The organism is Paenibacillus oenotherae (assembly GCF_019443105.1).
Taxonomy (GTDB): domain Bacteria; phylum Bacillota; class Bacilli; order Paenibacillales; family Paenibacillaceae; genus Paenibacillus_Z; species Paenibacillus_Z oenotherae.
Window position 1 is genome coordinate 412007 of record NZ_JAHZIJ010000002.1, and the last position, 14486, is coordinate 426492.

Genomic DNA, 14486 nt, shown 5'->3' on the forward strand with positions numbered 1-14486 from the left:
ATTGAGGCAAATGTGGCGAAATACCTGCACCTTGGCAGGCATTTCGTCTTCAGCAGGCCGAAATGGAGAGAAAGCCTGCAGTTTGGCAGGTTTGTTCACCGACTATGTGGTGGAATCGCACAGCATTCTCCCGATTCAAGGGAAATTCCTAGCCCAGTCGGTTCCGTCTCCACCACAGCAACAGCCCGAACCGGGGAGCCGTCGCCACAGACGATGCGCAGAGGAAATCCGTAAAACATAAAGTCGCTCCCTCCGGGAAGACGATCCAAACCGTGCAGCCCCGTATACGTCACAATTCCGATGCCCAACAACGCCCGCTCCAGTTCTTCAGACAATTCGCCGCCGACGAACGGTGGCCGCAGCGCAGCGAGTCGGTCAAAGCATTCCAGCCCGGCGGATTCGGCGAAAAACAGACCCCGGCCTTCCGGCCAAGCCGAGTCTTCGATCCCGACTACGCGGGACGCTCCGAAAAATCGCTCCAACGGCAGCTCATCCAATGTCGCGGCACCGGGATGCATATGTGAAGGCGCATCCACGTGTGTTCCGGTATGGCTGCCCATCGACAGCTGCCGCAGCTCCCAGTTGTGACTCTCGTACGTATGCGCTACTTTGACTGTTACCTCCGGATCGCCGGGATAAACGGACATGCCATCCGCAATCGGCAGCGACAAATCGATCACTCTCACTCAGGTGCCTCCTGTCCTGCAAGTTATTATCCAAAATTCACTTTTGTTTGACTTGTTCTATCCTATCCGTAAAAATTCCTGTAATATGATGAATTCATGTAATATGAATCATTTAGCGTTTGAAAAAAAACGAGCGCCCTCGGTACGATGGGGTTTCGCACGAGGTCATAGCCTCAAAAACCCATCCACCAGGTCGCTCTATTATGAAGTTTAAATCAAAGGACAATCAAAATCAACTCATTGATAACATTACACCTTCTAAAAGCGATCGTGAAGCTTTTGATGATTGAAGTCCCCATAAAGCCGGCTGCGATAATCCCCCTCTATTGAACCCAAAAAAGTCTCATTGTAATTTTAGAAATCGCATAATTCACTCTTCCAAAAATAAAGTGTGCTGTATCGTTGTCGATCAGCACACTTTATTCTATACATGATGTTGTATTATGATGAATCATGAAAGCTGCCACAAACCTGATCAAAAAGCCCTTTCTTAGTTTAAAAGTGTCTCACTAATAATGAAATGGAATTTTATTTCATTCCATTTATACGCATTTGAATCATAGAAAAGGAGAAATCCTCAAACGTCCAATTTCGCCTTTTATACGAATTATGCATCTTTATTCAGAAAAATCATCCCTGCTTTGTCTTCATTGTATATTCTGTATAAAAGTAAGCGTCAAACCCATTACACTTGTTCATGAATCCATCAAGCTATCGGAAAGGATGGATTCATTGTGGCGCGTTTTATCCGCTACGAACAAGTGTAGTAAGTTTGATGCTGACAAAATCATGCTGTTAGACTTTTAATTGGACACAGCGAACCGCTTATGAGTAGCTATATTTGATTTAGCTTTTGGTAACTTTCTTTTAAATGATAATTCCACTTTTGGAAAGCACAATAATTGCAAAAACCAGGATAAAACGCATGAGAAATTTACATCTATTCTTCATATATGTCTACTGTCATTTCGACACGCATACCTTCGTGCAAGTAACCTTTATGGACTTGTGCTATATCCCTCATGTAACCTAACTCTATTGGAGCACCGTATAGACGCTCAATAACTTCCTTTTTAATAGTTTTAATTATAACTCGTGCCTCACTTTGCTCTGCAAAGCGGATATTTTTCACCAATAATTCTTTAGGGTATTTTTGGCCAAAATCCATCCAACCTTTATAACCGTATGCCTCAAAATCAAAATATGATACATTACCAATTAATATTTCAGAATCTTCCAAACCAAGTTGCCTTAATGCGCTATACAATCTATTCTTAAACTCATCAAAGTCGGAAATGACTATCAATGCAGGCTGGTCTTCTAATGGCAAATTTCCAATATCTTCCGGCAAAGAATTGTCTGAAAAGTCTCTAAAATATGAAGCTGGTATCTCAGCAGTTACCCTGTGTTTTCCCCCACTGTCAGGACAAGGAAACAAGCTATTTTTCATGATGTACACACAAAAGCAAGGCAACACTAAACTTCGTTTATCTTTCAAAAATAGTCGTTCTCCGCTTATCTCCTTGAGTAATGGTCTGGTATTAGGATTTAAGATGCAGCTAGACTCATATTTTTGAGTCAATTCGGCTATACGTTCAACATCTAAACTATCACAAAATGCCAAAGCTCCCTCATAGCCATCTCCTCTACCATCTCCATATTTTTTGGAGTAATCAATCCACGATTGGGGGGTGTTGAATTTGATTGATCCGGTATCTAAAAAGGCATCAGCATATTTCGAACTAGTTAATCTAAAGGCTCCAGAAAAATTATTAGGTTTTGCCCATTCTCCCATAAAGCACCTCTCTTCAAAGTGAAAATGTGTACATTTCATTTTATCGATCGTCCAATTCAGATTGGACCGATTTTTATATCTTCATTTTTACCATATTAATAAAAAGAAATAAACATCCAAAATAATTTGAAAAAAGCCCTTCCCACTATCGCACACAATAACACAATAAACACCGTTGATTTTCCAACCAAAAAGCGGGTAAAGTAGACCCTTGTTCCCGATACTATGTGAAAGCAACAACGAGGCTTTTATCCCGTTAAAATTTTCATGAAGGTGCAAGAAGAATCGATCAAGCGCCGCGTCGTGCATACCAACCCAAGAGACAAACCGCAGCTTCACCCAGATGATTATTAGTAGCAACTGAGGCGATGTGGCCGGAGGAAATCTACCGCCTGCGCGAGCAACAGCAGAAGGTACAAGTAAAAAACGTGGGTCGGGACTAGCTTCGCCAAAGAATCGTCTAGATGAGCGCATTTTCACAAGAGCCACCCACCACAAATACCCAATACAATGAGCAACTAGTCAGGCGGCTAATTGAGAAGGTCACGGTCAGGGGGGACAAGTTCGCTGTAGAATTCAAGTCCGGCGCGACGGTGGATATGGAATAATAACGATAAAGTAAGCAAGGCACTCTACGAAGTTTGAGCGTAGAGCGCCTTGCTTTATTGGACTGAGAAACGTTCAAATCTCTATATTTAGATTTATTGTTACGAGCAACCTCCTTTGTTTTGGTTAATCTCTTTTCTAATTTCGTAATCACCTTCTTCATCCATATATATGCCAATCTTCTCCTTTTGCATATCTTCTTCAAATTTTTCAGTTAACTTCTCTGAAATTCTATTTTTTTTATAATGATCGAGTATATCCTGCTTTACATTAAAAGTCCTAGCTCCCGAAGAATTGCTAATTTTAATGTTTACCTGTACGGGTTTGACTAAAACCCAATAACCATTTCGGGATTCTTTAATATAATAGCCCTGTTTTAGATACTTCTCAATAGAACTCCTTTTTCCTTGTTTTTCAATAGTATCTGATGGCTCGTACTTCACATAAATAACGCTACATTTTTCCATGGCCATACACTCCAGTCTCTTATTTTTCTCATTAGCACTAAGCTACAGTGTTGAAGCTTGATTCTAATTTAAATAAGTTAAGTGTTATTGCCAAAGGAAATATCTCATTCAGGGGTTGTCCAGTGGTGAATTGCTCTGAGTTCATTAATTCTTCTCAGTTCCCGAATCGTTTTTTCATTCGCACGCTCATTGTTGCTATTTAACTTTCTAAGCACATCCCATTTGTCATTGGAAATAGCGCTTTCTGTGAATTTTATCATATTTTTATAATCATCATCATCTACTAAAGGCATAAGGTAATATGCAGCTAACAATCTTATAATATCCTTGAACATAAAAAATTCTCGTGGATCATCGAGGTTGAGTATCTCCTTTGCTTTTTTTACAAGAGTTTTAAATTTCTCATTATCTGATATAGCAGCACTGATTTTGTTAAGTTCTTGTCCCGCATCAGTTTCTGGATTAATATCTAAATCGTACATTTGTGCTGCTGCCCAAAGTGCGGGATAACTAAGTTGTTCATCATCACTTAGATATTCATACTTTTCACCATGCATCTTCAAGCCTAAGAGTTGAATAATGAATTGTGCTAGCCCATCAGCTTGAAGCATGTTCTTCTTATACTCACCATCAGCACTTTCATCGAAAGCACGCCCATAAACTAATTTTGACGAAGAAATTCGCGCCTCCTGTTTCATAACAATTCGATTTAGTTCAATCAAAGTGTCAAGTGTTTTCTCCATCAACTTATACCGCAATACTTCATCTGAATGAAACAGATTTTGCATTAATATTAAGATCTGCCTATTAATGCTCTCCGATAGCAGACACTCCAATTTAGCATTCATAAACGCTGGATTTGATTCGATTATCTTTAAATCCTTTTCTGACATATAAGTTTCAAGATTAACTACTAGATCACTGTACAATTCCTCTCTCGTACTGAGCTTTCTGTCGTTTTTATTGTCAAGCAAATATCTAGAATCTATTAATGGAAGAATAAACCCTTGGTATTCTGGCTGGATTAAATACATGGGTTCATTGTTATCTCTAGAAACCTGAAAATCTGTAAATTTTAATATCCCATCACTTAAATCACATATTTTATTGATTAGCCTCCTAATTGTTTTCCCACTAAATGTAACGCCCCTTCTAGAATACTTTGTAAGGTAAGCCGCAATTTCGTCAGCATTAATTGCCTCTTTCCCAATTTTATCCTTGATAACATCCGGGTCTATTTCATATGAACTCGAATTTAGATTGTTATGATAACCAGACTGCCTTCCTATATTCAACACCTCCAAAAATCCATCACAAAAATATCGCCTAATAGGATACACGTCTAATCTGCTCTCTTATGAGCGTCTTACATCCAACCTGCTCTATCAGCAAGCAAGTAATGACATCTAATTCACTCTGTATGCCGATCAATCCACCTATTGGCCAGTCACCGCATTCCAACCCGCAAACCTGAAAATCCCTGACCAAGGGTTTAAGACTGCCCCACGCAATCAACAAGTGTGGAGTAATCAGTGAGAACAGCCCCTATACGGTGTGCCACCACCTATAACGTAGTTGAGTCAGTGATGACAAGCAGGTCGAAGCAGAACTGCAGGATAATATCGCGGATAATAGGCGAAGTCAAAGAATTTCTTATTACATGATGGACAAGAAATTGGATCAATATGTGCTTCAAATTTATTTTTATGCGACAGCAAATGTGAATCGCCATAACATTATTAATCACAAAAGCTCAATTTGTATTTCATCAGTGTATCTTCAACTTCGCGCCAGACTGTTACCGTTTCACCGTCATCCTCAAATACTTTACCGTGGCTCTTAGTTCCATCCAACTTCATCTGTGAGTAATTATTCTTAAAGTAGGCACGTACATTACTGGGTTGTTTTCATCGCTACACAAGCGCTCCATCATTTCTATGGTAGTACGACCTGTGGTAGCAACTGCCTTGAAAATTGCACAGATGATCTTGTGATTATACTGATTCGGCTTAACAGCCCCTACTGGAATTCATTGATTTGCTTTTCCGTAAATGTCCTTGTTTACATTCTCGTTCTGTCTTATTACAGTTTTGGGGTTATAGGTTCTTTTCATTTGCCTGAATGCTGCTGAGAAGAAACCAGCATAACCATTCCTTTAACTATTTTGACGCAACTTTGTGAGGTCTCTCGCTTCGGATATCGTTGAGCAAGTGAACAATGTATCCAGCATACACCACACTCTGCCATTGGGATATATGTTTCCGGTCTTAACCTCATCACTTGGAGTAAATGGAGCTCCTAAGTGATACACGAAACTTGGTTTCCACTCCTCGTCTCTAGCCTCCGAAAAAACTTTAGACATGTTAGTGACAACCTCATACCCTTCTATATGATGAATCGATTGCAGTTTTCCATTATAACGAAATGCAATGTAGTTAGGTGGCTCTTTTACCCATCCATTACCACCGATAGGGTGAAAGTATCTCCTCTTCTTGCTAATAATATCTCTCCATGAAATTGACCAACCATCAGGAGATCCACCTCCAACAGATACTACATACACCATATTCGAGTCTTGCTTCTGCATTGTCATCAAACTCCCCAAATAAACATTCAATTCTTGCAATAACCGCTTCTCAGCATGTGTTCCGAGTGGATGTGCTAGCCTGGAGAATTGGTAAAAGTCCCTCCATGATAATACCTCAACCGGATAACCATTTACTTGATCTGGGACACGGTGATTAGCGTAATCTCTGCTACATTCGCTCAATACAATCAGACGCTTATCATGGCAAGAATTTTGTATGAAGGATGTTCTGGTTGAATACTTTTGAAGCTGTGTGATGTTTGGAAGGTTCCATCCTCTCTTCGCCTCAATAATTAAGTGAAATTCTTGGGTCAACTCAATTTCGATATCAGTGAATCCTTTGCCCTTTTCATATTCCTGCATTCGGATTTCGACTTCATTAACATCACCGTTCCATTTAAGAACACTTTGGAGAAAAACCTTCAGAAATGAAGGGCACTGCGTCAACCCCCATGCCACACTGTAGCTTATATCATTCTCGTGCTCACCTAAGAGCTGAAATACGCTTCGCATTTCTCGACTATGTAGAAATAACTTTGTCATACCATTTACCTCAAGTCGCTATGATATCATTCGTTCAGGTACTGCTTGAAACTTATCCAAACAACCCCTAACTTGAATGTTATTCCCCCAAATATAGAACTTCCAATGCTCACCTTCTCTAGGATTCTCAATCTGAATCTCTAGAGTCATCATTTTTCGCTGTTCTTTGAAGTCTACAATATAGATGTTTCCTTCTTCCAAACGAACCGCTAAAACCGCTATGTCCGCTTCATCCAAAAGTTCAACCTGTTTTATCGTAAGGTCGAACCAACCTTTACCGATTGTATGAATCTTGGAGTGTGGTGTGCAAACTACGATTTGTTCTTCATCCACAATTCCCTGATACATAATTTTCTTCCCCTCAATCGTAGAGAAGGAACAGCCGTACTTTCCCCCCAACTTGCTAACGACAATTTTCTTATCTGGAACAGGCATTGTGATACCCCTTTATCCCGTATTTTCCATATCATTGCACATGGTTCTGTAGTCTTCAGATGATTTGGCATGGCTAACAACATATTGTTAGTCTGCCGCGGCTAACACGGCTACACTACTTATTTCTGTCCCCTGGCACAAAATCATTTCGACACCATCTGACAAAATTGGTTGAATGGGTTAGGTATGTCTTGGCAGTGGTATCTTTAAGAATACCGGCTTTCAGCTTCTCAGTTACCTCTTGCTCGTACTGCTCGTATAATAGTTCCAATTGCTTCATAAAGTCCGCTGATGCTTTCATCAGGTTAGCCCCGTCTTAAGCTCATTATACTGGACTGGTAGCATTTGTATAGAGAGTGCAGTGTTGTGTTGTGGTTGGAGTTCGTGAGTAGATAAGTTTAATTTAGAGAAATACCCTCTACGGATCAATCACTAAAGGAAATAACCATTACATAAGAAATAGCTGCCGATTTTCACGGCAGCTTCGGAGTATAACTCACCTTACAACAGTATTAAGATTCCTTATCCATCTGGTCGATCTTGTCAGCCAACTCTGCAATACCTTTCCTTCCTACGTGATTCAACTCATAGCTCAGACTATTTAAGTCAGGTCGATTTAAAACAAACTCTCTATCGACTACTTTATTGAGGAGTGCGACTAGAAACTCTAGGTCAGTATAATTAACGATTGACTTGAAGAATTCAGGTCTCCACCAAATTTTCTCCAATAACCTATGAAATACTTCAGGACTAGAAAGCAAATGCTCCTGGAATAGCTTAAGACTCCTTGTTATTGGCATAAAGCCACCTTTAATCAAATCTACAGCAGAGTTCGACGGATATGAGCCACCAGCTGCTTTATAAATGTAGGTGATTAATTCTATATGGTCATCATCGGTTACGTGATCGAGAAGCGTTTCATCCCACTCCAGTAACAAATCGATACCCGCATTTTGGTCATTGAAGTATCCGCTTCTAATTAACATAAGGATCTTCTCGAAACAGAGCCTATGCAACCCACCGTCAACGTAATCCCTTGAAGGAGCAAAGTACTTCCTAATTTGGGCGCTGTTCGAATAGGATGCTTTACCGTCAAGCTTAAATGAAAGCTGAGAAATTTCAACCATAAGCTTCTCAGCTTCAACATTCACCGCTTGGTCTAATCTCCTGAACAGAGTCGATGCAAAGTAAAGCAGCTCTGATGCTTCTTGTTCTGACGGATTTGCCCTTTGATCATGCGCTAAGACGTTCCGAACCCCCATAATTGCTCCCGAAAATAGTAACATCGCACCTAATTGCGCGTCTGGAGCATCGCTTAACTTTAGAACAGGGTTATTTTTAGAAAATGCACCGTCCATTAAAGGCTTGCCAGTTAGAGCAAGGCGGCTCTTCCTTTGAACATCATTATCCAACGCTACATACGTATCGAGAACAGCCGAACGGAAATGTCCATCTTGGAAAAGCTTTTGGGCAACCTCCAGTACTCTTGGATGCAATCCCTCCAACTTACTCGGTCGAGCGGCGACTGGAGTCGGCTCTTCAATCACAGGAGCCTTAGGCGCTGGCGATGGAGCATCGGGCGCTGCATGAGCTGTTTGACCCCTCAATAGAGAACTACCTTTTTCCGTAACCGTAAGCTGTGTTGGGAATTTTACTTCGCCTGAAACTAATCCTTCTTCGACCAGCGTCCTCATCATCATAAGGCTCGGCTGCTCTTCATTTACTTCGGGGAAAAATACAGCGTAATCCTTATGATCAATGGATACCGCATCGCCCCAATACTTCGACATTCCTTGGAGGTTCTTCAATGCTTTCAATTTGCGTTCCGGTACGGATGGAAATTGACCGATAATCTGTTGAATAGAATAACCCTCTGAACCATTTGGCTCACCTATAAACAGAGTAGCTACCGGATCATGATTAATCGTGCGATATCTGGTGAATGACGATACCTTCATCAGTTGCGGCTGAAGCTTACACTCTGCTGGTAAATCATCCAAACACTCGCGGGAGATCTGGAAGTCACCACAATTCGGGCAGTTTATCAGGTAAACCTCAGACCTGTCTCGCATTTGCACCGCTTCATTGCCGCAAAGCGGACAAATAATCTTCGCTGTCATGACATCGCTCCATACATTAAATTCACTTGCAATTGCATATGTAAATATTCACCAACAAGGGACTAAAATCCTGCTCCAAAAGTATGAATCGACAAAAAACGCATTAAGAACAATTAAATCGGCTATCTTTGTATGATGGGCACTTCATTTCTCATTCAGTAGGATCGGGCTGCCGTTTTTCACTGCAGCTCGATCAGGCTCCAAACTTTCTCTAGAAGCAGAACAGAAACCGCCAAATATAGGTTGGCAGCTTCTGAGCTAACATCTATATTGGTGCCCTAGACATCAGGGACATTCCGATCCACACCAGGATAGTCATAGCCTTCTTGGTGAATCAAGGTTTTGAGAATTTTTGATGGATCGATCGGTTTTTGTGGTCCATCACCGCTTCCGCCTCTGATCCGATTCTTGAATATGCTCATTAATAATGTCACCGTCCCTATGTTTCATCATGTCAGACCATAATAAACATTTCGACAAAGAAATAGAAATCACTTCCTATAACTCTGGTTATTGGAGCTAATGTGAGCAAGCACATAGCCCTCGATGGGCTAATTGTATGCAAGAAAATCACACCTTACTAAGTGTGATTTACTTAGACAAACAATTTCGCAAAATTCCATTAGTTATTTATTTCCAATTCCATAACGATAATCAATGTATCGGAAAAAGCTGATAAAAATACTATTTTTTGAACATGTCAATATTGAACCTGATCTTTGTCCATGTGACTGTTGAAGATTGCCCTCTCAATCATTCTCTTCTTTAACAGCCACTTTAGACAAGAGCAGTAGTTGCAAATCACGCTTGTCGGTAGTTCGGTTTACGAACTGAGGCAATACCCCGGCTGTGATTAAGCGATTTAGATGATGATCAACCAATGACGCGTTGTAGTAAGGATTGTTGATATACTCGAACACCTTAGACAAGTCGTAAAATACATTTTCAAATCTATAGGATCTTGAGTTCAGCAAATAACCATGTTTCAACTCTTCATACCTCATGTTCTGCAAAGACTGAAAAATTTCTTCAACTAAAGCGGATAATGAACTAAGATACGGTTTCACAGTATCTTGTTCATAATCAGGGAAGTCCTTTGGAGCGGTTAACAAATCCATCAGAGTTTTGATTTCATAATGATACCCATCACCTTCACGAATCCGAGTACTGTTTTCTTCTAAAAGTATTGTTAGTTGTTCTACGATCTCAGAGCTGCGTCTAATAGGGTGTTGACTCTGTTCAAGAGAAAACTCCTTTTTCTTGTTCTCAATTGCCCTTACGATATCATCTAAAAGCGAATAACGCTTTGCGGTATACTCATGAATTTGAGCAAAGTTCATCAAGAAGGGAATAGCTTCTGCCCCTGGCTTATTACTGTAGAGATAAACCGAATAATCTGCAGCACCCCCGACATCGCTAGACCAAGAAGCAAAGTACCTCTCTGGTTTACTGTTACCGCCATTTCTCTTGGCTTTTACCCCATCAGTGCTATCAAGATCAACCGGATGAGCTGCAAAGCAGGCTCGTATCTGCTTAAAATACCTGTCATCTGGCACAGATTTGTTAAACGTGGAGCTGTCATCTTTTAACGGATTCTCAAGATCAAATACCTGAAGAAGCTTCTTCACTGATTCGACAACTATGTCGTAGGTCATTATTAACTGTGCGACATTTAGTGATCGAACATCGTCAATCTTATGGTTCAAGTCAATGTACGGCAAACCATTAATGCTGACACTCAGCCAATCTTTCGCAGAACAGATCAGGTTCCAGCGGTTCTCCCCATTGAAGTCATAGAACGTGTTTATTAAAAAGTCATCGTGCTCAAAGACAGCTTGTTTGAATTGCTGTAGTAATGCATCATTTAAAATGTACGGGTTCATATTTCACCTCACTTCGGAGTTATTTTCTTGTTTACTATCATCATAGAAGACCTGTGAACTAATCTTATCTTAACAAAGTGGATATATCAGTTTATATCACCAGTCTCTTATAGAAATAGTTTGTTTCTAACAACTGATTGTATATCCCAACTGAATCATGTTTGCGAATAATATCCAAAGCACTTGCGTACGTAATACCCAAACTCGTCATTAAAATCCTTGCTGCATGCAGGAAATTCTCGTGTCCTTCTATCACTGGATCATTTGATAATTCCCTTAAGGAGTATCTAGCAGTTAGAGGTGCAGGATCAACAGATGTGAAGTATTGAACAACTTCATAAGTCTCTTCAGTGGCTCTTTTTTGTCCTGATATACTTCCGGAAACTGCATTCCAAGGAGGACGTACCCCTTTTTTCAATCTATATGCCTCAATTAATATCCCTTCTAAAACTTTTAACTCTTCTCTAAACCTATCCTTAGTAAAATCTTGAATTTGAAATTCCTCTGGATCGTACCCAAACCATTTATAAATATTGTTCCTAGTTACAGCTTGACTCAGTGGCGACTGAACAAAGATCGAAAAACCCAGCTTTTCATTCGACCGAAAATACTCTGTTATCTTATCAAGTTTACAACTTGCAGGATCTACTGTAAGTAGTCCATTATGCTGTTTGAATCGTTCGGTCAAGTCTATGGCTAACCCAATATAATATACTTCACTTGTGTAATAATTCCAGTAGCAATAAATACCCGAAGAAGCCCAACCATAACTATCAGTTGCTGAACACAGATCATCAAGAGCAAATGCTATCTGACCCACCTCTTCCTTGCGGTAAGCATCCATGATAATAGTTCCAAACAAAAAGGTACTCCTCCTTCAAATTCAAAGCATATGTAGATTCCCTCATATAGAAAAACCTGCATCTTCGTCGTTGTTTATTTTCCGTACAAAATCAAAGTCGACACCTTAGACACCAACCCTGCTCTTTCTAACAGCTAAATCTTATCTCAAATTTCCGATTGTTGAGCCATGAACCACCAATACCTAAAAGCTTAGCCTCTTTCAATGTCATCCCGAAAGAATTTGAAATCTCAATGGTATGTCTGAAATCACCACCTGGAAATCCATCAACAACCTCCAATAACTCTTGAAAATCATTGATCCACACATACTCTTTTCTCTTCTCTGAGATTTTCATTCCTTCTGGACAATTAATAACGAGTTCCTTCTTTGAGATAAGTTTTGCCTCTGCCTTCCCCTCAATCTTTAAGCCTTCAATCGGCAGATGAGCAAAAGCAGAGAAGTCAGTTTCCGCTGCAGAAGATATAGTAAGGCTCTTAATTGAAAGATTAGCTCTTAAAAAAGCGACTATATCCGAGATCTGCTCCCTGTATATGTACTCATGAAATTTATCAACCTCAATGAGAAACCTATCTCGAGCCTTTTTAGGATGCCTTATATAATATTGGCTAGTTGATTTGCTCCAAGAATTACCTAAAGGATTCTCAAAACGATTAAGTTCATCAACAGAGTTAATTACGTAGTGATTCTCAAAGCCAACAAAATCTGTTACAGCTAAGCTAACCCTTTTAGTCATCAACCCTTGTGCACCCAACATTGTCGGAAGATCAGTTTTACGCAATAAACCAAAAATCTTTCCAATTACTCCAGTGTCGATTCTATATACAGAAAGCCCCATACCTCTAGCCCCTTTTGAATTTTTTTCTGCGACACAACCTAACCGACATATATATCCTACCGACTTAACACTTGTCGATATTCCCTACCCTGCACTTGTTTCGACAAACAGGGAGTTTATCCTTCTATTTTCCAACAAAAAAACAATCCGTTGTACCTATAGCGTTTGAAGAAAAAAAGGTGGTGCCTCGGGAGACACCACCACTAAATAATTTTACAAAGCCAAAAGACCCCTCATAATCTGCATATCATCTCTCTTCTTGATTACAGAGTCTCATCTTTTCTGAACAACTTCTGCCACTATAGCTATCCGCTGGTAATCCTACAGCGATTACCTACTTCCTACTCGAATGAACATTGAAGCAGGTTATCCCTTCAAGAAAATTCCAAATTATTCTCAATAATATCATTTGATAATTTTTCCAAAAGAGGTTCTTGATACCCCGCTTTTTTCCTTTTTTTCATTTCTTGAATCACTGGCATTAGTTCACCATCTTGAATTGCAGAAATTCTTTTGATTGATTTTTCATTTAAAGAAACTTTAGAGATAGATTCTAAATATTCTTCGCGTCCCATTCTCCAGAATTTCACTTGTTGACCATATCTACGCCTTAGAAAATACGCGAGCGAAATACCGTTTCCATCAAAGTCACCAGAGTAAAATATTGAATAGCCACTTTTTATAATTTTATCCAATAAAATCAACCCTGATAATCTGAAGTTTCCATGGGTACAAACTACAGGCGCAATATTATTTCCCAATTTGTCGAGAACGCTTGAATATACACCGCTATTTTCGATCACAAAAACACAATTACCTCTTATCGGTCGAACCGATTCTACTCGTTTCATAGCTCGCAAAGGAATATTTTGAACCGTTTTCTCCTCGTTAGCCCAATACCATTGTTGTAGCAAACATTCATCTCGATAAGCTTCCAAACCGTAACATGTAACAAAGCTATGTAAATCATCTTTTGCAAGTCCATAAGACACAAGCAGCACATCTTCTTCTTCAGCAGATAAATTACCTATATATGATCGGTTTTCTTGTTCAGATTGAATTAATTCAAGAGCTTTGCACAATTGGCTACTATTATCAAAATAATGAGGATCTCCTGTTATTCGTTCTGAAAATATAGGTAGCCGCTCAAAGTCACCCTCAGAGGGGAGAGATGTTACCGCATGAAACAGAACTTCAATGGTTTGTTTATCTCCTTTGTTGTACAAGCCCGTTATCCAGCTAACATTCTTCGCTTTAGCTTCCAGTTTCTCTAAAATTAAATCCGTGTAGGGATGCAGGTATTTTCGTCTTAACCGGTCAAAAAACTCTTGTTTCCGCAAAAGTTGGTGTTGCTCTCTCTCTTTGTTAGGAATGATTTTTTCTCCCGACACTAACTCTACAACTTCCCATAACGTCAACTCATCAAAGCGAGATCCCGATAGTCTTTTTTCAAACTTATCCAGAGATACCGTAATGGTGGTTCCTTCGAAATCTTCATCCAACCATTTTTCTAAGGCTTTTCGTTCATCTAACGTCGGGGTGAGCTTAACCGTACCCCCGACTTTCCCCAACGACTCTATTTTATTTTTGAAAGACTGAATAACGCATCTAAATTCTTTTTTACCAAAATAGAGTTTTGCCTGTTCTTTTAGATTCACGTCCAT

13 protein-coding genes are annotated in these 14486 nt (G+C 39.9%); all 13 read right to left on the reverse strand.

The genetic code is table 11. The annotated features are described in order from the left end of the window. Positions 1–95: 95 nt before the first annotated feature. The 13 genes from K0T92_RS06040 to K0T92_RS06100 all read right to left on the reverse strand — a co-directional run bounded on the left by K0T92_RS06040 (position 96) and on the right by K0T92_RS06100 (position 14486). Positions 96–686: a cyclase family protein gene (locus tag K0T92_RS06040; RefSeq protein ID WP_343223635.1), complete on the reverse strand. Its 591-nt coding sequence runs from the start codon at positions 684–686 to the stop codon at positions 96–98. A 940-nt stretch (positions 687–1626) separates the two neighbouring features. Continuing rightward, complete coding sequence (locus tag K0T92_RS06045; RefSeq protein ID WP_219871519.1) at positions 1627–2481, reverse strand: hypothetical protein; 855 nt, start codon at positions 2479–2481, stop codon at positions 1627–1629. An 87-nt stretch (positions 2482–2568) separates the two neighbouring features. After that, positions 2569–2961, reverse strand: coding sequence for a hypothetical protein (locus K0T92_RS06050; RefSeq protein ID WP_219871520.1), 393 nt, complete (start codon positions 2959–2961; stop codon positions 2569–2571). A 227-nt stretch (positions 2962–3188) separates the two neighbouring features. Next, positions 3189–3560, reverse strand: a complete 372-nt coding sequence (locus K0T92_RS06055) for a hypothetical protein (protein WP_219871521.1) — start codon at positions 3558–3560, stop codon at positions 3189–3191. Positions 3561–3658: 98 nt separating this feature from the next. Continuing rightward, positions 3659–4894 carry a hypothetical protein gene (locus tag K0T92_RS06060; protein WP_219871522.1) on the reverse strand — a complete coding sequence of 412 codons (1236 nt, stop codon included), beginning with the start codon at positions 4892–4894 and terminating at the stop codon, positions 3659–3661. Between the two features lie 815 nt (positions 4895–5709). Then, positions 5710–6684: a hypothetical protein gene (locus tag K0T92_RS06065; RefSeq protein WP_219871523.1), complete on the reverse strand. Its 975-nt coding sequence runs from the start codon at positions 6682–6684 to the stop codon at positions 5710–5712. Positions 6685–6702: 18 nt separating this feature from the next. Beyond that, complete coding sequence (locus K0T92_RS06070; protein ID WP_219871524.1) at positions 6703–7119, reverse strand: hypothetical protein; 417 nt, start codon at positions 7117–7119, stop codon at positions 6703–6705. A gap of 512 nt (positions 7120–7631) precedes the next feature. Beyond that, on the reverse strand, positions 7632–9239 hold the full coding sequence (locus K0T92_RS06075) for a TIGR02391 family protein (protein WP_219871525.1): 1608 nt from the start codon (positions 9237–9239) through the stop codon (positions 7632–7634). A 278-nt stretch (positions 9240–9517) separates the two neighbouring features. Further along, the gene (locus tag K0T92_RS06080) at positions 9518–9661 is read right to left on the reverse strand and encodes a hypothetical protein (protein ID WP_219871526.1); all 144 of its coding nucleotides are present in this window, start codon (positions 9659–9661) and stop codon (positions 9518–9520) included. 327 nt (positions 9662–9988) lie between these two features. Next, on the reverse strand, positions 9989–11122 hold the full coding sequence (locus K0T92_RS06085; RefSeq protein WP_219871527.1) for a hypothetical protein: 1134 nt from the start codon (positions 11120–11122) through the stop codon (positions 9989–9991). Positions 11123–11213: 91 nt separating this feature from the next. Further along, the gene (locus K0T92_RS06090; RefSeq protein WP_219871528.1) at positions 11214–11984 is read right to left on the reverse strand and encodes a GIY-YIG nuclease family protein; all 771 of its coding nucleotides are present in this window, start codon (positions 11982–11984) and stop codon (positions 11214–11216) included. Between the two features lie 127 nt (positions 11985–12111). Further along, the gene (locus K0T92_RS06095; RefSeq protein WP_219871529.1) at positions 12112–12822 is read right to left on the reverse strand and encodes a hypothetical protein; all 711 of its coding nucleotides are present in this window, start codon (positions 12820–12822) and stop codon (positions 12112–12114) included. 374 nt (positions 12823–13196) lie between these two features. Continuing rightward, complete coding sequence (locus tag K0T92_RS06100; RefSeq protein WP_219871530.1) at positions 13197–14486, reverse strand: DUF2399 domain-containing protein; 1290 nt, start codon at positions 14484–14486, stop codon at positions 13197–13199.